The sequence below is a fragment of the Streptomyces sp. B8-7 genome (assembly GCF_058833805.1).
In genome coordinates this window covers 1,369,188-1,388,058 of the sequence record NZ_JBYRRL010000001.1, presented here as the reverse complement: position 1 = coordinate 1,388,058, position 18,871 = coordinate 1,369,188, and the positions used below count along the sequence as shown (strand labels likewise).

Below are 18,871 nucleotides of genomic sequence, written 5' to 3'. Positions count from 1 at the left end.
AGCCTCACGCGCCGCTGTGTTCGCTACGGATGTGCACGACGGGCGGCGATCGCCTCGTACACCATGCCGACGAGCAGCTCGTCGGCGTCGCGCCGGCCGAACTCCCCGGCGGCGCGGGACATCTGGTACAGCCGGTGCGGGTCGGCGAGCACGGGCAGGACGTTCTGCTGCACCCACTCGGGGGTGAGGTCCGCGTCGTCGACCAGCAGGCCGCCGCCGGCCTTGACCACCGGCTGGGCGTTCAGCCGCTGCTCGCCGTTGCCGATGGGCAGCGGGACGTAGGCGGCAGGGAGCCCGACGGCGGAGAGTTCGGCGACGGTCATCGCGCCGGCGCGGCAGAGCATCATGTCGGCCGCGGCGTACGCGAGGTCCATCCGGTCCAGATAACTTACCGGGATGTAAGGGGGCATTCCCGGCATCTGCTGTACCTGCGGCAGGTCGTTCTTCGGGCCGACCGCGTGCAGGATCTGGATCCCCGCCTGCTGGAGCCAGGGGGCGACCTGCTGCACGACCTCGTTCAGCCGGCGCGCGCCCTGGGAGCCGCCGGTGACCAGCAGCGTCGGCAGGTTCGGGTCGAGCCCGAAGGCGGCACGGGCCTCGGGGCGCACGGCGGCCCGGTCCAGGGTGGCGATGGAGCGGCGCAGCGGGATGCCGATGTAGCGGGCGCCGCGCAGCTTGCTGTCGGGGGTGGAGACGGCGACCTGGGCGGCGTAGCGCGAGCCGATCTTGTTGGCCAGGCCCGGACGGGCGTTCGCCTCGTGGATGACGATCGGCACGCCGAGGCGCTTGGCGGCCAGGTAGCCGGGCAGCGCCACATAGCCGCCGAAGCCGACGACGGCGTCGGCCTTGGTGCGCTCCAGGATCTGCTCGGCGGCCTTGATCGTGCCGCGCAGCCGGCCCGGTACGGTGATCAGTTCGGGCGTGGGCTTGCGCGGCAGCGGTACCGCCGGGATGAGCGCGAGTTCGTAGCCGCGCTCGGGGACGAGCCGGGTCTCCAGGCCCCGCTCCGTGCCGAGGGCCGTGATCCCCACGGTCGGGTCCTGCCTGCGCAGGGCGTCCGCGAGGGCGAGCGCGGGCTCGATGTGGCCGGCGGTCCCCCCACCGGCGAGTACGACATGCACCGAAATTCACCGCTCTCCGGACGGGCGCGCGGTCGCGCGCCGTCGCATCGTGTTCCATCTGCGGGGACTGCCGTCTCCGGACGCACCCGCCCCGGAGACCCCCACCCCCCGCTTTCTACCAAAGCGGGGTTGCCGCATCGCAAGCGCCGCCCGCGCAGCGGGCTCGTCGCGCGCGAAGGCGATCAGCAGCCCGATGGCGAACATGGTCGGCAGCAGGGCGGATCCCCCGTAGGAGAACAGCGGCAGGGGGACGCCGGCGATCGGCAGCAGGCCGAGCACCGCACCCATGTTGACCACGGCCTGGGCCGTGATCCAGGTGGTCACGCCTCCCGCGGCGTACCGGACGAAGGGGTCCTCCGTGCTGCCGGCCACGCGGATACCCGCATAGCCTAGAGCGGCGAACAGGGCGAGGACCGACAGCGTCCCCGCCAGGCCCAGTTCCTCCCCGGTGACGGCGAAGATGAAGTCGGTGTGCGCTTCGGGCAGTTGGCCCCATTTCTCCACACTCGCTCCGAGTCCGGAGCCGAAGATGCCGCCGGAGGCGAGGGCGTAGATGCCGTGCACGGCCTGCCAGCAGTCGACCGGGCCGTTCTGCGGTTCGGTGGCGCCGAGGCAGGCCAGCCGGGCCATGCGGTTGGAGCTGGAACGGATCAGGACCGCGCCGATCACGGCGGCCACCGAGAGCACCCCGACGAACAGCCGGGTGGGGGCCCCGGCCAGCCAGAGCAGGCCGAACAGGATCGCGGTCAGGATGATCGCCGTGCCCATGTCCCCGCCGAGCATGATCAGCCCCAGCACCAGGAAGGCCACCGGGACGAGCGGGACGAGCATGTGCTTCCACTGGGTGAGCAGCTTCCTGTCCTGCTTGCGGGCGAGCAGGTCGGCGCCCCACAGCACCAGGGCGAGCTTGCCGAACTCGCTGGGCTGGAGCTGGAAGGGGCCGCCGACGGAGATCCAGTTCTGGTTGCCGTTGACCGACATCCCTATCCCGGGGACCTGCACCAGCGCCATCAGGAAGACGGCGCCGGCCAGGATCGGGTAGGCGAGCGCCCGGTGCAGCCTGACCGGCATGCGGGAGGCGGCGACCAGCAGTCCGGCGCCGATGGCGGCGGCCAGCAGCTGCTTGCGGAAGAAGTACGACCCGGGCAGGGACATCTGCAGCGCCTTGATCTGGGAGGCCGAGTAGACCATCACCAGACCCAGCACGGTGATCAGCAGACTGCCGCCGAGGATCAGGTAGTACGCCGTCAGCGGCCGGTCCCAGGCCTTGCGGGCGCGGGTGTGGAGACGGAGCAGCGGGTTGTCGCGCGAGGTGCGGGGGGCGGGGGGCCGGGCGGCCGCCCGCTGGGCGGGCGGCCGGCGGCCGGTACGGCTACTGGGCATCAGCGCCTCCGCTACGTCGGTCAGGCGCCGAGTTCGCGAACCGCCTCCGCGAACGCGTCACCGCGCTTGGTGTAGTTGGCGAACATGTCCATGGAGGCGCAGGCGGGGGCCAGCAGTACGGTGTCGCCGGGCCGCGCGAGCCGCTGGGCCTCCTGGACGGCCTGGAGCATCGCCCCAGTGTCGGTCCGGTCGAGGTCGACGACGGGTACCTCGGGGGCGTGTCGCGCGAGGGCCTCGCGGATCAGCCCCCGATCGGCACCGATCAGCACGACGGCGCGCAGCCGCTCGGCGGAGGCCGCCACCAGTTCGTCGAAGGTGGCGCCCTTGGCGAGGCCGCCCGCGATCCACACGACCGGGTCGTAGGACGCCAACGAGGCCTGCGCGGCGTGCGTGTTGGTGGCCTTGGAGTCGTTCACGTAGGCGACGCCGGACACCTCGGCCACGTGGGCGATGCGGTGGGCGTCCGGGGTGAAGGCGCGCAGCCCGTCGCGGACGGCGTGGGCGGGCACGCCCCAGGCGCGGGCGAGGGCGGCCGCGGCCAGGGCGTTGGCGATGTTGTGCGGGGCGGGCGGGCGGACGTCGGAGACCTCGGCGAGCTCCTGGGCGTTCTTCTGGCGGTTCGCCACGAACGCGCGGTCGACGAGGATGCCGTCCACGACGCCGAGTTGGGAGGGTCCGGGGGTGCCGAGGGTGAAGCCGACGGCCCGGCAGCCCTCCTCGACGTCGGCCTCGCGCACCAGGTCCTCGGTGGCCGGGTCGGCGGCGTTGTAGACGCAGGCGACGCGGTTGCCCTGGTAGATCCGGCCCTTGTCGCGGGCGTACGCCTCCATGGAGCCGTGCCAGTCGAGGTGGTCGGGGGCCAGGTTGAGCACGGCGGCGGAGTGGGCGCGCAGCGAGGGCGCCCAGTGCAGCTGGTAGCTGGACAGCTCCACGGCGAGGACGTCGTACTCCTCCTCGCCGAGGACGGCGTCGAGCAGGGAGACCCCGATGTTGCCGACGGCGGCGGTGCGCAGGCCGGCCGCCTGGAGGATGGCGGCGAGCATCCGGGTGGTGGTGGTCTTGCCGTTGGTGCCGGTGACGCAGAGCCAGGGCGCGGGGGTGCGGCCGTCCTGGCCGCGCAGCCGCCAGGCGAGTTCGACGTCGCCCCACACGGGCACGCCGGCGGCGGCGGCCGCGGCGAACAGCGGCTTGCCGGGCTTCCAGCCGGGCGCGGTGACGATCAGCTCGGTGCCCTCGGGCAGGGTGTCGCCGTCGCCGAGGCGGACGGCGACGCCGAGGGCGCGCAGTTCGGCGGCCTGTTCGCGGGCGCGGGCGTCGTCGCCGTCGTTGACGACGGTGACGTCGGCGCCGCGCGCGTGCAGCACACGGGCCGCCGGCACGCCGGAGACGCCGAGTCCGGCGACGGTGACGCGCCGGCCGCGCAGTTCGGCGGGTGCGGCGTGGTCCGAGGACACCGAGGAGGTCACTTGTGCGCTGCCCATCCCGCGTAGAAGAGGCCCAGTCCGACGATCACACAGATGCCCTGGATGATCCAGAAGCGGACCACGACGAGCACTTCGGACCAGCCCTTGAGTTCGAAGTGGTGCTGCAGCGGCGCCATCCGGAAGACGCGCTTTCCGGTCAGGCGGAAGGAGCCGACCTGGATGACCACGGACATGGTGATCAGGACGAACAGGCCGCCGAGGATGGCGAGCAGCAGTTCGGTGCGGGAGCAGATGGCCAGTCCCGCGAGCACACCGCCGAGTGCGAGCGAGCCGGTGTCCCCCATGAAGATCTTGGCGGGCGAGGTGTTCCACCACAGGAAGCCGAGGCAGGCGCCCATCAGCGCGGAGGCGACCACGGCGAGGTCGAGCGGGTCGCGCACCTCGTAGCAGGCGCCGGGGTTGGTGAGGGTCTGCGCGTTGGCGCAGGACTCCTGGAACTGCCAGACGCCGATGAAGGTGTAGGCGCCGAAGACGAGGACGGAGGCGCCGGTGGCGAGGCCGTCGAGGCCGTCGGTGAGGTTCACGCCGTTCGACATGGCGAGGATCATGAACAGCGCCCAGACCACGAACAGCACCGGGCCGATGGTCCAGCCGAAGTCGGTGATGAACGACAGCTTGGTGGAGGCCGGGGTGTTGCCGCGGGCGTCCGCGAACTGCAGCGAGAGCACCGCGAAGCCGATGCCGACGATCAGCTGGCCGGCCATCTTCGCCTTGGCCCGCAGCCCGAGCGAACGCCGTTTGACGATCTTGATGTAGTCGTCGAGGAAGCCGACCAGGCCCATGCCGACCATCAGGCCGAGCACCAGCAGGCCCGAGAAGGTCGGCGAGTAGCCGGTGATGACCTTGGACAGGAAGTACGCGGCGACCGTGGCCAGGATGAAGGCGATACCGCCCATGGTCGGCGTACCGCGCTTGCTGGCGTGCTCGCGCGGGCCGTCGTCGCGGATGTACTGCCCGTAGCCCTTGCGCGCCAGCAGCTTGATCAGCAGCGGGGTGCCGATCAGGGTGAGGAAGAGGCCAATGACTCCCGCGAACAGGATCTGCTTCATCATCGGGAGGCGACCTCACCCTCGGCACCGGTCTCCAGCAGCGCCTGGGCCACCGTCTCCAGACCGACCGAACGGGACGCCTTCACGAGCACGACGTCCCCCGGGCGCAGCTCGCTGCGCAACAGGTCGACCGCCGCCTGTGCGTCGGACACGTGCACCGACTCCTCACCCCACGAACCCTCGTTATATGCGCCCAGTTGCAGCCAGGCGGCTTCCCTGCCCCCGACCGCGACGAGCCTGCCGACATTGAGCCGGACGGCGAGCCGTCCGACCGCGTCGTGCTCGGCGAGCGCCTCGTCCCCGAGTTCGGCCATCTTGCCGAGCACCGCCCAGGTGCGCCCCCCCTTGGCCTCGGCGGCCTCGCCCATCGCCGCGAGCGCACGCAGCGCGGCTCGCACGGACTCGGGGTTCGCGTTGTAGGCGTCGTTGACGATCGTCACGCCGTCCGGGCGCTCGGTGACCTCCATCCGCCAACGGGAGAGGGTGCCCGCCCCGGAGAGCGCGGTGGCGATCTCTTGCGCGGACATGCCCAGCTCATGGGCGACGGCGGCCGCGGCGAGCGCGTTCGACACGTGGTGCTCACCGTACAGGCGCATGGTCACATCGCTTGCACCGGAGGGTGTGTGAAGCCTGAACGCGGGCTGTCCGCTGTCCGTGAGTCGTACGTTCTCGGCACGTACGTCCGCTTCGTCGCTCTCGCCGAACAGGACGACCTTCGCCCTGGTGCGGGAGGCCATGGCCCGTACGAGGGGGTCGTCGGCGTTGAGGACGGCCGTGCCGCCGTCCTCCGCGGCGGGCAGCGCCTCGACGAGTTCGCCCTTGGCCCGGGCGATCTGCTCGCGGCCGCCGAACTCCCCGATGTGGGCGGTGCCGACGTTGAGCACCACGCCGATCCGCGGCGGGGTCAGGCCGGTGAGGTAGCGGATGTGGCCGATGCCGCGGGCGCCCATCTCCAGGACGAGGAAGCGGGTCTCCTCGGTGGCGCTGAGCGCGGTCAGCGGCAGCCCGATCTCGTTGTTGAACGATCCGGGCGTCCACACGGTCGGCGCCCGGTGCTGGAGGACCTGGGCGATCAGGTCCTTGGTGCTGGTCTTGCCCGCGGAGCCGGTGAGGGCGACGAGGGTCGCGCCGAGCCGGGCCACGACATGGCGGGCGAGGGCGCCGAGGGCGGCCTGGACGTCGTCGACGACGACGGCGGGGACTCCGACGGGCCGGGAGGCCAGCACGGCGGCCGCGCCCGCCTCGACGACGGCCCGTGCGAAGTCGTGGCCGTCGACGTGCTCGCCGGCGAAGGCGACGAAGAGGCTGCCGGGCACCACCTCGCGGGAGTCCCGGACGACCGGCCCGGTGACCTGGGCGGCCGGGTCCGGTATGTCGTACGTCTGCCCGCCGACGGCTGCTGCGATCTCGGCGAGGGAGAGGGCGATCACAAGTTCATCCCTGGGTCTGCTGGATAGCTTCGCGGAGCACCTGGCGGTCGTCGAAGGGGCGGACCACACCGGCGATGTCCTGGCCCTGCTCGTGGCCCTTGCCCGCGACGAGCACGGTGTCGCCGGGGCGGGCACGCTGCACGGCGGCGGCGATCGCGGCCGCCCGCTCCTCGAACAGCAGCACCTCGCCGCGCTCGTACGCGGGCACGGACGCCGCGCCCTGGAGCATGGTGGCGAGGATCGCCAGGGGATCCTCCGAGCGGGGGTTGTCGGAGGTCAGCACGGCCGTGTCGGAGAACCGCGCGGCGGCGGCGCCCATCGGGCCGCGCTTGGTGGTGTCGCGGTCCCCGCCGCAGCCGAGGACGACGTGCAGGCGGCCCTTGGTGACCTTGCGCAGCGCCTTGAGCACCGACTCCACGGCGTCGGTCTTGTGGGCGTAGTCGACCACCGCGAGGTAGGGCTGGCCGGCGTCGACGCGTTCCAGCCGGCCCGGCACGCCCGGCACCGCGGCGACGCCGTCGGCGGCCTTTTGCGGGGCGAACCCGGCGGCGGCCAGGGCCGCGATCGCGGCGAGGGTGTTGGCCACGTTGAACGGGCCGGGCAGCGGGGAGCGGGCGGCGATCCGCTCGCCGTCCGGGCCGAGCACGGTGAACGTGGAGTCCAGCGGGCCGACTTCGACGTCCTCGGCGCGCCAGTCGGCGTCCGGGTGGCCCTCCGCGGAGAAGGTGACGACGGGGACGGTGGCCTGCGCGGCCAGCCTGCGGCCGTAGTCGTCGTCGAGGTTGACCACGCCGAGCCTGCTGCGCCGCGGGGTGAACAGCTGCGCCTTGGCCTGGAAGTAGTCCTCCATGTCGGAGTGGAACTCCATGTGCTCCGGGCTGAGGTTGGTGAACACGGCGACGTCGAAGACGCAGCCGTCCACCCGGCCCAGCACCAGGGCGTGGCTGGAGACCTCCATGGCGACCGCCTCGACACCGCGTTCCCGCATGACCGCGAACAGGGCCTGGAGGTCGGTGGCTTCGGGGGTGGTGCGCTCGGACTTGATGCGCTCGTCGCCGATGCGCATCTCGACCGTGCCGATCAGCCCGCTGCTGCGGGAGGTGCGCAGACCGCCCTCGACGAGATAGGCCGTGGTGGTCTTGCCGGAGGTGCCGGTGATGCCGATCTGGAGCAGGCCGTCACCGGGACGGCCGTAGATCTCGGCGGCCAGCTCGCCCATCCGGGCGCGCGGCGCGTCCACCACGAGGACGGGCAGTCCGGTCGCGGCGGCGCGCTCGGCGCCCGACGGGTCGGTCAGCACGGCCGCCGCGCCGAGGCCCGCGGCCTGGGCGGCGAAGTCGGCGCCGTGCACGCGGGCACCGGGCAGGGCCGCGTAGAGGTCTCCGGGGCGGACCGCGCGCGAGTCGTGGGTGATGCCCGTGACCTCGGCGGCTCCCTCGGGCGCGGTGGCGCCCAGCCGGCCGGCGAGGTCCGCGAGGGGTGTCGCGGCGGCCCGGTCCGGCCGCGGGGGTCCCGGATAGGCCGCGGCGGCGCCCCTCTGGGTGGTGGAGGACTGATCAGCGTGTGGCACGGCGGTGAGCGTACCGGGCTCACCCGCTCCGGGGCGAAAGGAGGGGCGGGAGGTGCTCTGGTTCCCGGGTTCGGGGGTGATCGTTGTCACGGGCTGGTTCCTGGCTGTTCGAGTGCCGATCAGATCGGGTCAGGGTCGGTAGGTCACGGGCAGGTCGGCGGGGGCGGCTCCGGTGGGCGGGACCTGGAGGGTCTTGAGGGCGAACGTCATGACCTGCTGGTAGATCGGGCCGCAGATCTGGCCGCCGAAGTAGTTGCCCTTGGTGGCGTTCTGGATGACGCAGTAGACGGTGACGCGCGGCTTGTCGGCGGGGGCGAAGCCGGCGAACGAGGACGTGTAGCCGTGGTACTTGCCGGTGGCGGGGTCCACGCGGTTGGCGGTGCCGGTCTTGCCGGCGACCCGGTAGCCGGGGATGCGGGCCTTGTTGCCGGTGCCCTCCTCGTCGTCCACGACCGACTCCAGCATCCGGGCCAGGGTCGTGGCCGTCTTCTCGCTGACGACCCGGGTCCGCTCGGGTTCGGCGGCGGGGGTGAACCGGCCGTCGGGGCCCCTGGTGCCGCGCACCAGCGTCGGTTCGACGCGGACGCCGCCGTTGGCGATGGTCGAGTACACGGACGCGGCCTGCAGGGCGTTGACCGACACGCCCTGCCCGAACGGGATGGTGAACGCCTGCGAGGTGGACCACTTCTCCGGCGGGGCGAGGATGCCCCGGGTCTCCCCGGGGAAGCCGAGCCCGGTGGGGCTGCCCAGGCCGAACTTGCGCAGGTAGGAGTACAGGACGCGGTTGGCCTCGGCCTGCGTCTTCCCGAGCTGCCCGGTGGCGAGGATGGTGCCGATGTTGCTGGACTTGGCGAGCACCCCGTTGAGCGTGAGGTACCAGGTGGGGTGGTCGATGTCGTCCTTGAACAGGCGGTCGCCGCGGTGCAGCCGGTTGGGCACGACGACGTGCGTGTCGGCGGTGGCGGCGCCCTCCTCCAGGACGGCGGCCATGGAGACGACCTTCGCCGTGGAGCCGGGCTCGTAGGCGTCCAGCAGGGCCGCGTTGCCCAGGGAGGCCGGGTTCGCCCTGGTGAGGTCGTTGGGGTCGAAGCCGGGCGCGTTGGCCATGGCGAGGATCTCGCCGGTGCGGGTGTCCTGGACGATGACGTAGCCGCGGTCGGCGCGGGACTCCGCGACCTGCCGGGAGATGGCGTTCTGCGCGGCCCACTGGATGTCGCGGTCGATGGTCAGCTCGATGTCGGAGCCGGGCACGGCGGGCGTCTCGGTGGAGCCGGCCGTGGGCACCTGGCGGCCGCCTGACTGGGCGTAGCGGATCTCGCCGTCCCGGCCGGCGAGCTGCTCGTCCAGCTGCTGCTCGATGCCGCCGCCGCCCTTGCCCTCGGCGTTGACCCAGCCCAGTATCCCGGCGGCGAGGTCGCCGTTGGGGTACACCCGCTTGCTGCTGGGGACGGCGAAGACGCCGGCCAGCACGTTGGCGGTGGCGGGGTCGGACCGCGCCTTCCTGGCCAGGGCCGACCTCAGGTCCTTGATCTGCTGCCAGACCTGGGGGGTGCGGCGGTGCGCGAGCAGGGCGTAGCGCAGTTCCCTGTTCTCGGGCCGCAGCTTCTTCACGAGCTCGGCCTGGCCGCGGCCGAGGATGGGTGCGAGCAGCGCGGCCGCCTGCTCGGGGCCGTCGGCCACGCCCAGCTGCTCGCTGGTGAACAGGGTGGGGTCGGCGGTGATGTCGTAGGCGTCGACGCTGGTGGCCAGGGCGACGCCGGTGCGGTCGGTGATCTCGCCCCGCTCGGCGGCCAGCACCTGGCCGACGTACCGGTTCTGTTCCGCCTTCGCGGCGTAGGTGCTCGCGTCGACGGCCTGCACCTGGAGCAGCCGGGCCACGAAGGTCAGCAGCACGAGGGTGAAGGCGAGGCCGACCATGCGCAGCCGGGGGCGCGGGCTGCCCAGCCGCAGCGGGCGCGGGCCGGCGGGGCGGGGGGCCGCGGGCCGGCGGCCGGGCCGGGCCCCGGGGCCCCGGGGCCGGCGGCCGGCCGGGCGGGCGGGGCGCGCGGGGCCGGGGACCCGCCGGCGCGGGGGCTGCCTGCCGAAACTGTCGGCCACTTCCGTCACCTGCCGGGGGTCGGGGTAGGGGTGGACGGGGGCACGGCGGACGCCCCGCCGGGCTGCGCACCGGGTTTCGCGCCGGGTTCCGTGCCGGGTTTCGTGCCGGGTTCCGGATGGGGCCCGGCGCCGGTCGCCGCACCCGGCCGGGTGCCGGATTCCGTGCCGGTCGGGGTGCCGGCCCCCGTACCGGGTGACGGCCGGTCCGCCGGGTCCGGTTCCGCGCCGCCCGGTTCCGCGCCGCCCGGCTCCGCGCCGCCCGGCTCCGCGCCGCCCGGCTCCGCGGCGTCTTCGTCCGCGCCGGGGGCCGGCGCGCTCGCGGCCTTGGGGGCGGCCTCCTGCGGGGCGGCGCCGGGCATCGCCTCGGGGGCGAGGACGAGCGGGGAGCGGGCGGCGGCCTGCTGCGGCGTGGCGGCCGGGGACGGGACGCCCTTCACCGTGCCGTCGTCCTCCAGGAAGGCGGGGTCGCCGCCCGGGACCATGCCCAGCTCCCGGGCCCGGCGCTGGAGGGCGTCCGGGGCCGAGTAGGCGTCCACGTCGCGCTGCAGGGCCTGCTCCTGGTCGGTGAGGTTCTTGGTGTCCTTCTGCAGGTCGGCCTGGCGGAAGGAGCCCTCGCTGAGCGCGGAGTTCAGCACCAGCAGGCCGATCAGCCCGCCGCCGAGGAGCAGCACGACGAGGAGGACGAAGGGGGTGCGCGCGGCCCGGACCGGGCCGTACGGCAGCAGTCGCGCGAGCCGTGCGGCCCGGCCCCTCAGCCGGGGTCTCCCGCTCACTGGCCCTCCCCTGGGTGGTACGTCCGCCCCGTCGCCCGGCTCACTCCACGTCCTCCCTGATGCGCTCGGCGCCGCGCAGACGCGCCGGGGCCGCTCGCTTGTTCTCCGCGATCTCTTCCTCGGTGGGAAGTTCGGCACCGCGGGTGAGCAGCTTGAGCCGGGGCTGGTACCGCTCGGGGACGACGGGCAGTCCGGGCGGAGCGGTGGAGGCGGCACCTGCCGCGAAGACCTGCTTGACCAGCCGGTCCTCCAGCGAGTGGTACGACAGCACGGCGATCCGGCCGCCCACCGCGAGGGAGGCGACGGCGCCCGGTACGGCCCGCTCCAGCACGGACAGCTCGCCGTTGACCTCGATGCGCAGGGCCTGGAAGGTGCGCTTGGCCGGGTTGCCGCCGGTGCGCTTCGCCGCCTGCGGCAGCGCGTCCCGGATCAGCTCCACCAGCCGGCCGCTGGTGCTGAAGGGCTCCTTGTCGCGCTCGCGGACGATGGCCGACACGATCCGCTTGGCCTGCTTCTCCTCGCCGTACGCCCGCAGGATGCGCACCAGTTCGCCGGGCGGGTAGGTGTTGAGGACCTCGGCGGCGCTCATCCCCGTCGTCTGGTCCATCCGCATGTCCAGGGGGGCGTCCTGGGCGTAGGCGAAGCCGCGGCCGGCCTCGTCGAGCTGCATGGAGGAGACCCCGAGGTCGAACAGGACGCCCTGCACGCGCGCGTGGCCGAGCCGGGCGAGCACCTCGGGCAGTTCGTCGTAGACCGCGTGCACCAGCGTGGCGCGCTCCCCGAACGGGGCGAGGCGTTCGCCGGACAGGCGCAGCGCCTCGGTGTCCCGGTCGAGGGCGACCAGGCGGACCTCGGGGAACTGCGTCAGGAGCGCCTCGCTGTGGCCGCCGAGGCCGAGGGTGCAGTCGACGACGACCGCACCGGGCCGGCACAGGGCCGGCGCCAACAGGTCCAGGCAGCGCTGGAGCATCACCGGGACGTGTCGACTGTTGCTCAAGGGGGCCCTCTCAGGTCCGGCGGGGGCCGTACGCACCGCCGGGTCCCCGCCCTCGTGGGGAAGAAGTGGAGAGCGGGCAGGGCCTCGCCTGCCGCTTCGCGCCACTTTAGTCCACGGGGTGATGCGGTCAATCAACCGGCCCGCGCGTGGCGGCGGCCCCCCGCGGCCCCGGCGCCACGCGGACCGCGCCGGGGTCGCGGGGGGCCGTGCCGGGGCCGCGCGGGGGTTCCGCGGAGCCGCGCGGCGGGTCCCCCGGGGCGCGGCCGGAGCCGGGAGCGGACCGGGCGGCCGCGGCGCGAGGACCCCTCGGCGGTGCGCCGAGAGCCGCACCGGGGCTGTGCAGTGCCTCACAACAACGACCCGATGGCATTCTTTGTCCCCTCTCACAACGGGCCTGGGCAGGCGGTGACCAGTACCGTCGTCAGCATGACGACTTCTGCATCAGTTCCCGCCGGCTCCGAGGCATCCACGGAGTACGCCGGCAAGGTCACCGACCGGCTGGTCGAGGCGAACGAGCAGTACGCCGCCGCCTTCACCGACCCCGGCATGGACGCCCGGCCCGTCCTCAACGTCGCCGTGGTGGCCTGCATGGACGCCCGCCTCGACCTGCACGCCGCGCTCGGCCTGCAGCTCGGCGACTGCCACACCATCCGCAACGCGGGGGGCGTCGTCACCGACGACGTGATCCGCTCCCTCACCATCAGCCAGCGCGCCCTCGGCACCCGCAGCGTGGTGCTCATCCACCACACCGGGTGCGGCCTGGAGTCACTCACCGAGGACTTCCGGCACGACCTGGAGATGGAGGTCGGGCAGCGGCCGTCCTGGGCGGTGGAGGCCTTCCGCGACGTCGACCAGGACGTGCGGCAGTCCATGCAGCGGGTGCGGACCTCGCCGTTCCTGCTGCACACCGACGACGTGCGCGGCTTCGTCTTCGACGTGCGCACGGGCCTGCTGCGGGAGGTCGACCCCGCCGCCGGCTGACCCGGCGGCGCGGCTCGTTCCGCTCGGATCCTCCCGGCCCCGACGGGCACAAAGCCCCTAGGAGCCGACATATCGCAGCCAGTTGTCCACAGTCGAGTGACACGAACCGGTAACGGCAACAAGAATGCGGTGGAGGCGACACGTGGAACCACTTCCGCGTGCCGCCCGTGTTCCGGGGTGGGTCGGTCTCGCGTCACAGAGCGTCGGCCCGGCAGATGAACGGGCCGAGGAGGGCCGGGGTGACGACCTATGACGACCGAGCAAGCCAGGAGGGTCCCCCCACCCGGTCCTACGCAGCGGTGGGGGCCGACCTGACCGCCACCGTGGACCGGGTGCGCCGCTCGATGGAGGCGGTGATCGAGGGCAAGCCCGAGGTCGTCCGGCTGTCACTGACGGTGCTGCTCGCCGAGGGGCACCTGCTGATCGAGGACGTCCCCGGCGTCGGCAAGACCATGCTCGCCAAGGCGCTGGCGCGGTCCATCGACTGCTCGGTGCGCCGCATCCAGTTCACGCCCGACCTGCTGCCCTCGGACATCACCGGGGTGTCCATCTGGGACCAGCAGCGCCGGGACTTCGAGTTCAAGCCGGGCGCGGTCTTCGCCCAGATCGTCATCGGCGACGAGATCAACCGCGCCTCCCCCAAGACCCAGTCCGCGCTGCTGGAGTCGATGGAGGAGCGCCAGGTCACCATCGACGGGCAGAGCCACGAGCTGCCCAGCCCCTTCATGGTGGTGGCCACCCAGAACCCGGTCGAGATGGAGGGCACCTACCCGCTGCCCGAGGCGCAGCGCGACCGCTTCATGGCCCGGGTCTCCATCGGTTACCCGAGCGCCGAGGCCGAACTGCAGATGCTCGACGTGCACGGGGGTGTCAGCCCGCTGGAGGACCTCCAGCCGGTGGCGCACGCCCACGAGATCGTGAAGCTGGTCGAGGCCGTGCGCGGGGTGCACGTCGCGGAGACCGTGCGGCGGTACGCCGTCGACGTGGTCGCCGCCACCCGCACCCATCCCGACCTCAGACTCGGCGCGTCCCCGCGCGCGACGCTGCATCTGCTGCGCGCGGCGAGGGCCGCCGCCGCCCTCGACGGCCGCGAGTACGCGCTGCCGGACGACGTGCAGTCGCTCGCGGCGGCCGTGCTGGCCCACCGGCTGCTGCCCACCGCGCAGGCGCAGCTCAACCGCCGCACCTCCGAGCAGGTCGTGCGGGAGATCCTGCGGCAGACCCCGGTGCCCGCCGCGCCCGGGCAGGGCGGCGGCACGGCGGGGTACGGCCGGCAGACGCCGCGGAGGCTGTGATGAGCGGCCCGGCGGCGAGCCGTGCGGAGGCGGACGGCGACGGCCGGGGCGCGGTACGCACCGCGCTGGCCGGCCTGACCACCCGCGGACGCTCCTTCCTCGCGGCCGGCCTCGCCGCCGCCGCGTGCGCCTACGTGCTCGGCCAGGCCGAGCTGCTGCGGGTCGGCCTGCTGCTGTCCGTGCTTCCGCTGCTGTGCGCGACCGTGCTCCACCGCACCCGCTACCGGGTGGCGGGCAGCCGCCGGCTGTCCCCCGCGCGGGTGCCCGCAGCCTCCGAGGCGCGCGTCCACCTGCGCGTGGACAACGTGTCGCGGCTGCCGACCGGCCTGCTCATGCTCCAGGACCGGGTGCCCTACGTCCTCGGACCGCGTCCCCGCTTCGTGCTGGACCGGGTCGAGCCGGGCGGCCACCGCGAGGTGTCCTACCGGGTCCGCTCCGACCTGCGCGGCCGCTACCCGCTGGGGCCGCTCCAGCTGCAGCTGGCCGACCCGTTCGGGATGTGCGAGCTGACCCGGTCCTTCTCGGCGTACGACACGCTCACGGTGATCCCGCGGGTGGAGCCGCTGGCGCGGGTGCGGCTGACCGGTGAGGCCAACGGGTACGGCGACGGACGGCAGCGGTCGCCGGCGCTGGCCGGCGAGGACGACGTGATCCCGCGCGGCTACCGCTACGGCGACGACCTGCGCCGCGTCCACTGGCGTTCGACCGCCCGGCACGGCGAGCTGATGGTGCGCCGCGAGGAGCAGCCGCAGCGCTCCCGCTGCACGGTCCTCCTCGACACCCGTGCCTCGGCCTACGTCGGCGCGGGCCCCGACTCCGCCTTCGAGTGGGCGGTGTCGGGCGCCGCGTCGGTGCTGGTGCACCTGCTGGAGCGGGGCTACTCGGTGCGGCTGCTGACGGACACCGGCAGTTCGGTGCCCGGGGAGGGCGCCGACGGGTTCGCGGGCGGCGGCCCGGAGTCGGCGGACACGGCCGGGCTGCTGATGGACACGCTCGCCGTCGTCGACCACTCGGACGGCACCGGCCTGTCCCGCGCCTACGACGTGCTGCGCGGCGGGAACGAGGGTCTGCTGGTGGCGTTCCTGGGCGACCTGGACGAGGAGCAGGCGGCGGTGGCCGCCAGGATGAGCCGGCGCAGCGGCGGCGCCCTCGCCTTCGTGCTGGACAGCGCCGGCTGGACGGGCGAGCCGTCCGGCGCGGCGGCTGCGGGCGACCGGGGCGGGGACGGGCCGCGGCTGCTGCGGGAGTCCGGCTGGACGGTGGCGGCCGTCCCGCGGGGCGCCGGGCTGGGCGAGCTGTGGCGGCAGGCGGACCGGGAGCGTTCGGGACTGGCCGCGGCCGGTGCCGCCCCGGCCGCCGCCGGGGAGGGGGCCTGATGAGCGGGCGGGCCAGGACGGCGCTGTGCGCGCTCGCCGCCACCCTGCTGACGTCGTGTGCGCTGCTGCCGCTGGTGGACACCCCGGCGTGGCTGCCGCACGCGGCGGTGCTGCTGGCGGTGCAGACCGGTGTCGGGGCCGCCGCCCGCCGGGTGCCGCTGGCCCGCGCGCTGACGGTGGCCGCGCAGGTGCTGGTGTCGCTGCTGCTGCTGACCTTGTCCTTCGCCCGGGCGCAGGCCTTCGCCGGGCTCCTTCCGGGGCCGACGGCGTTCGGGCGCTTCGCCGACCTGTTCGGCCAGGGCGCGCAGGACGTGGAGCGGTTCGCGATCCCGGCGCCGCTGTCCGACGGCATCCAGCTGATGATGGTCACCGGGGTGGTGGTGATCGGGCTGATGGTGGACGCGCTGGCGGTCACCTACCGCAGCGCCGCGCCCGCCGGGCTCCCGCTGCTGGCGCTGTACTCGGTCGCCGCGGGGCTGGCGGACGGGGCCGGCGGCTGGGTGTGGTTCCTGCTGGCGGCCGGCGGCTATCTGATACTGCTGCTGGCGGAGGGCCGCGACCGGCTGTCGCAGTGGGGCCGGGTCTTCACCGGCGGCCCGCGCACGGCGGGCACGCTGTCCGCGCCGGGCTCGGCGGTGGCGCCGGTGCGCTCGGGCCGGCGGATCGGCGCGGTCGCGCTGGGGGTCGCACTCGTGGTGCCACTGGCCCTGCCCGCGATGCGGGGCGGGCTGCTGGACCCGGCAGGCTCCCGGGTGGGTTCCGGCTCCGGATCCGGCGCCGTCACCTCGGTGAACCTGCTGGTGTCGCTGCACGACAGCCTCAACGTGGACCAGGACCGCACGGTGCTGGTGCTGCGCACCGATTCCGAGGAGGTGTCCGGCCCCTACCTGCGGATCACCTCCCTGGACTCCTTCGACGGCACCACCTGGCGGCCCGCCCGGCGGCACACCGTCGACGTGCCGGACGAGTTCCCCACCCCGGTCGGGCTCGGCCCGGACGTGCGGCGGGCCGAGGTGCACACCCGGATCGCGGCCGCCGACTCCTATGCGCAGGACTGGCTGCCGATGCCGTATCCGCCGAGCGGGGTGCGCATCGACGGCCGCTGGCGGTACGAGCCGGTGGGCATGACGGTGAACGGCGACCGCGGGGAGAGCACCCGCGGCAAGACGTACGACGTGACCAGCCTGGAGGTGCGGCCGACGGCGCAGCAGCTGGCCGCGGCGCCCGAGGCGCCCGCCGCGATCCGGCGCGCCTACACGGAGATGCCCGACGGGGTGCCGCAGGTGGTGGCCCGCACCGCCCGCGACGTCACCCTGGGCGCGTCGAGCCGCTACGAGCAGGCGGTCGCGCTGCAGGACTACTTCGCGGTCAGCGGCGGCTTCCGGTACGACACCGACGTGGAGGTCGGTGAGGACCGCGACGCCATCGGGCGGTTCCTGGCGGACCGGCGGGGCTTCTGTGTGCACTTCTCGTTCGCCATGGCGGCCATGGCCCGCTCGCTGGGCATCCCCGCCCGGGTGGCGGTCGGCTTCGCGCCGGGGACGCCGCAGGCGGACGGCACGGTCGCGGTGGGGCTGCGCGACGCGCACGCCTGGCCGGAGCTGTACTTCGAGGGTGCGGGCTGGACGCGTTTCGAGCCGACGCCGAGCCGTGGCACCACACCGCCGTACACCCTGCCCGACACGTCGCAGAACACCGACGTGGAGGCGCCGGAGGACGTGCGGCCGACGGGCCCGGAGGCGTCCGCGGAGCCCTCGCAGAGCAGCAGCTGCGCGGCGGTGGACCGCCGCCAGGACGCGTGTGCGGGGGCGCTGCCGCCGGACGCCGGCTCCACCGGCGGCGAGGGTCCGCCCTGGTACCGGATCGCCGCGTGGGCGCTGCTGGGGCTGGCGGCGGCCGCCGTACCGCTGGCGCCGATGCTGTACCGGCTCAGACGGCGTGCGGTGCGGCTGGGCCCGGCACGGCACGGACCGGCCGCGGCGGGGCCGGCCGGGCCGGACCCGGGCGCCGCGGCGGAGGCCGCCGCCGGCCGGGTGCTGGACGGTTGGGCCGAGCTCCAGGACACCGCCTGGGACTACGGCATCCCGCCGGACGACGCGCTCACCCCGCGCCGCGCGGCGGAGCGGATCGTGCGGCTGGGCGGGCTGGACGAGGCGGCGGCCGGGTCGGTGCACCGGGTGGCGGGCGCCGTGGAGCAGGCGCTGTTCGCGCCGCGGCCGCGGGCCGTGCCGGGGCTCGCGGACGACGTGCACCGGGTGCGGGCCGCGCTGCGGGCGCGGGCCGGCCGGTGGGCGGGGGTGCGCGCGGCGCTCGCGCCGCGTTCCGCCGTCCGGGCGGTGTGGGGCCTCGCCGCCCGGTGGGCCTCGCTCAGGCGGCGGCTGGCGGCTCGCCTGCCGTCCCCGCCGCGGCGCCCGTCGGGACAGCGCGGCGCCTGACGGCCGTCCCTCGTCCGCCCCGTCGCGGCCCGCACCCCTCGGCCGGGGTGCGGGCCGCGGCGGGGCGTGAGCTCTACCGGGCGGGCACCGGTGCGGGCCCCGGGGGCCCGGCCGCCTCGCCCCCGGGGCCCGCCCTGCGGCCGGTCCGGGGGCCGGCGGGGTGTCGTGGGCGGGCGGAGGCGCTCAGGCGCCGGAAGGCACCCTCGCCGGGCCTACGTGCTGGAGAAGGCCCGAGGTGGCCCGTCGGCGGGGGCGCGGGCGCCTCCGGACGGGGCGGCGCGGCCGGGCGCACCGTGCCGGCCGGGACGCATCGTGGTGGGGGTGCGGCTGTTCGGGTGGCGGGCATGCGTGAGGGGGCTGCCGCACCACCTGGGCGGCAGCCCCCTCACGGGAGTCCGTGTCGGATCGGCGAGGCCGCGGACCGACGGGGAGCAGCGCGGGTCAGTGGCCCTGCTGCTCGTCGCGGCGCCGCTGCCAGCGCTGCTCGATGCGCTCCATCAGGGAGCGTTTCGGGCGGCTCTGCCGGCGGCCCTGGGGTCCTTCGGCGTGCTGTTCGCCGGGCTTGGGCGCCCTGCGCCAGCCGGTGACCGCGAGCACCGCGCAACCCAGCATGACGAGGAAGCCCACCACGCTCAGCCACACCTGCTTGGCGACCATTCCAGCCATGAGGAGCGCGATACCTACGAGGAAGCCCGCGACCGCCTGGTAGACCCGTCGCCGGGTGTACGTACGCAGCCCGCTTCCCTCAAGCGCTGTCGCGAACTTGGGGTCTTCGGCGTACAGCGCTCGCTCCATCTGCTCAAGCATTCGCTGCTCGTGCTCGGAGAGCGGCACGGAGTCCTCCTCATCGTGCAGTCGCCGGGGGCGACCCGGGGGGTCC

14 protein-coding genes are annotated in these 18,871 nt (G+C 74.4%); 4 read left to right on the top strand and 10 right to left on the bottom strand.

Translation table 11 applies throughout. The annotated features are described in order from the left end of the window. Positions 1-23 precede the first annotated feature (23 nt). From murG to rsmH, 9 genes are read right to left on the bottom strand one after another with little or no spacing between them, the layout of a single operon-like run. Positions 24-1,121, bottom strand: coding sequence for an undecaprenyldiphospho-muramoylpentapeptide beta-N-acetylglucosaminyltransferase (gene murG / locus AC5K6T_RS05750; RefSeq protein ID WP_493206209.1), 1,098 nt, complete (start codon positions 1,119-1,121; stop codon positions 24-26). Positions 1,122-1,127: 6 nt separating this feature from the next. After that, a complete protein-coding gene (ftsW, locus tag AC5K6T_RS05745; RefSeq protein ID WP_493206208.1) occupies positions 1,128-2,504 on the bottom strand; it encodes a putative lipid II flippase FtsW in 1,377 nt (458 codons plus the stop codon). A 20-nt stretch (positions 2,505-2,524) separates the two neighbouring features. Then, complete coding sequence (gene murD, locus AC5K6T_RS05740; RefSeq protein WP_493206206.1) at positions 2,525-3,985, bottom strand: UDP-N-acetylmuramoyl-L-alanine--D-glutamate ligase; 1,461 nt, start codon at positions 3,983-3,985, stop codon at positions 2,525-2,527. Further along, a complete protein-coding gene (gene mraY, locus AC5K6T_RS05735; RefSeq protein WP_493207366.1) occupies positions 3,967-5,037 on the bottom strand; it encodes a phospho-N-acetylmuramoyl-pentapeptide-transferase in 1,071 nt (356 codons plus the stop codon). Before mraY ends, murD begins: the two co-directional genes overlap by 19 nt. Continuing rightward, the gene (locus AC5K6T_RS05730) at positions 5,037-6,467 is read right to left on the bottom strand and encodes a UDP-N-acetylmuramoyl-tripeptide--D-alanyl-D-alanine ligase (protein ID WP_493206204.1); all 1,431 of its coding nucleotides are present in this window, start codon (positions 6,465-6,467) and stop codon (positions 5,037-5,039) included. Before AC5K6T_RS05730 ends, mraY begins: the two co-directional genes overlap by 1 nt. A 4-nt stretch (positions 6,468-6,471) precedes the next feature. Continuing rightward, the gene (locus AC5K6T_RS05725; protein WP_493206203.1) at positions 6,472-8,127 is read right to left on the bottom strand and encodes a UDP-N-acetylmuramoyl-L-alanyl-D-glutamate--2,6-diaminopimelate ligase; all 1,656 of its coding nucleotides are present in this window, start codon (positions 8,125-8,127) and stop codon (positions 6,472-6,474) included. Positions 8,128-8,166: 39 nt separating this feature from the next. Then, on the bottom strand, positions 8,167-10,134 hold the full coding sequence (locus tag AC5K6T_RS05720; RefSeq protein WP_493206201.1) for a peptidoglycan D,D-transpeptidase FtsI family protein: 1,968 nt from the start codon (positions 10,132-10,134) through the stop codon (positions 8,167-8,169). Between the two features lie 5 nt (positions 10,135-10,139). Next, the gene (ftsL, locus tag AC5K6T_RS05715) at positions 10,140-10,907 is read right to left on the bottom strand and encodes a cell division protein FtsL (RefSeq protein WP_493206199.1); all 768 of its coding nucleotides are present in this window, start codon (positions 10,905-10,907) and stop codon (positions 10,140-10,142) included. A gap of 40 nt (positions 10,908-10,947) precedes the next feature. Next, positions 10,948-11,904: a 16S rRNA (cytosine(1402)-N(4))-methyltransferase RsmH gene (gene rsmH / locus AC5K6T_RS05710; RefSeq protein ID WP_493206198.1), complete on the bottom strand. Its 957-nt coding sequence runs from the start codon at positions 11,902-11,904 to the stop codon at positions 10,948-10,950. Positions 11,905-12,330: 426 nt separating this feature from the next. Between rsmH and AC5K6T_RS05705 the strand changes: the two genes are divergently transcribed. From AC5K6T_RS05705 to AC5K6T_RS05690, 4 genes are all read left to right on the top strand, one after another. Beyond that, the gene (locus tag AC5K6T_RS05705; protein WP_493206197.1) at positions 12,331-12,885 is read left to right on the top strand and encodes a beta-class carbonic anhydrase; all 555 of its coding nucleotides are present in this window, start codon (positions 12,331-12,333) and stop codon (positions 12,883-12,885) included. A 239-nt stretch (positions 12,886-13,124) separates the two neighbouring features. Beyond that, positions 13,125-14,180 carry an AAA family ATPase gene (locus tag AC5K6T_RS05700; RefSeq protein ID WP_493206195.1) on the top strand — a complete coding sequence of 352 codons (1,056 nt, stop codon included), beginning with the start codon at positions 13,125-13,127 and terminating at the stop codon, positions 14,178-14,180. After that, on the top strand, positions 14,180-15,556 hold the full coding sequence (locus AC5K6T_RS05695; RefSeq protein ID WP_493206194.1) for a DUF58 domain-containing protein: 1,377 nt from the start codon (positions 14,180-14,182) through the stop codon (positions 15,554-15,556). Before AC5K6T_RS05700 ends, AC5K6T_RS05695 begins: the two co-directional genes overlap by 1 nt. Further along, positions 15,556-17,991: a transglutaminase TgpA family protein gene (locus AC5K6T_RS05690; RefSeq protein ID WP_493206192.1), complete on the top strand. Its 2,436-nt coding sequence runs from the start codon at positions 15,556-15,558 to the stop codon at positions 17,989-17,991. The genes AC5K6T_RS05695 and AC5K6T_RS05690 overlap by 1 nt, the downstream gene beginning before the upstream one ends. Before the next feature lie 441 nt (positions 17,992-18,432). Here AC5K6T_RS05690 and AC5K6T_RS05685 read toward each other — a convergent pair whose 3' ends face one another. Then, positions 18,433-18,825 (bottom strand): SCO2097 family morphological protein, encoded by a 393-nt coding sequence (locus AC5K6T_RS05685; RefSeq protein ID WP_493206191.1) that lies wholly within the window; start codon positions 18,823-18,825, stop codon positions 18,433-18,435. Positions 18,826-18,871 lie beyond the last annotated feature (46 nt).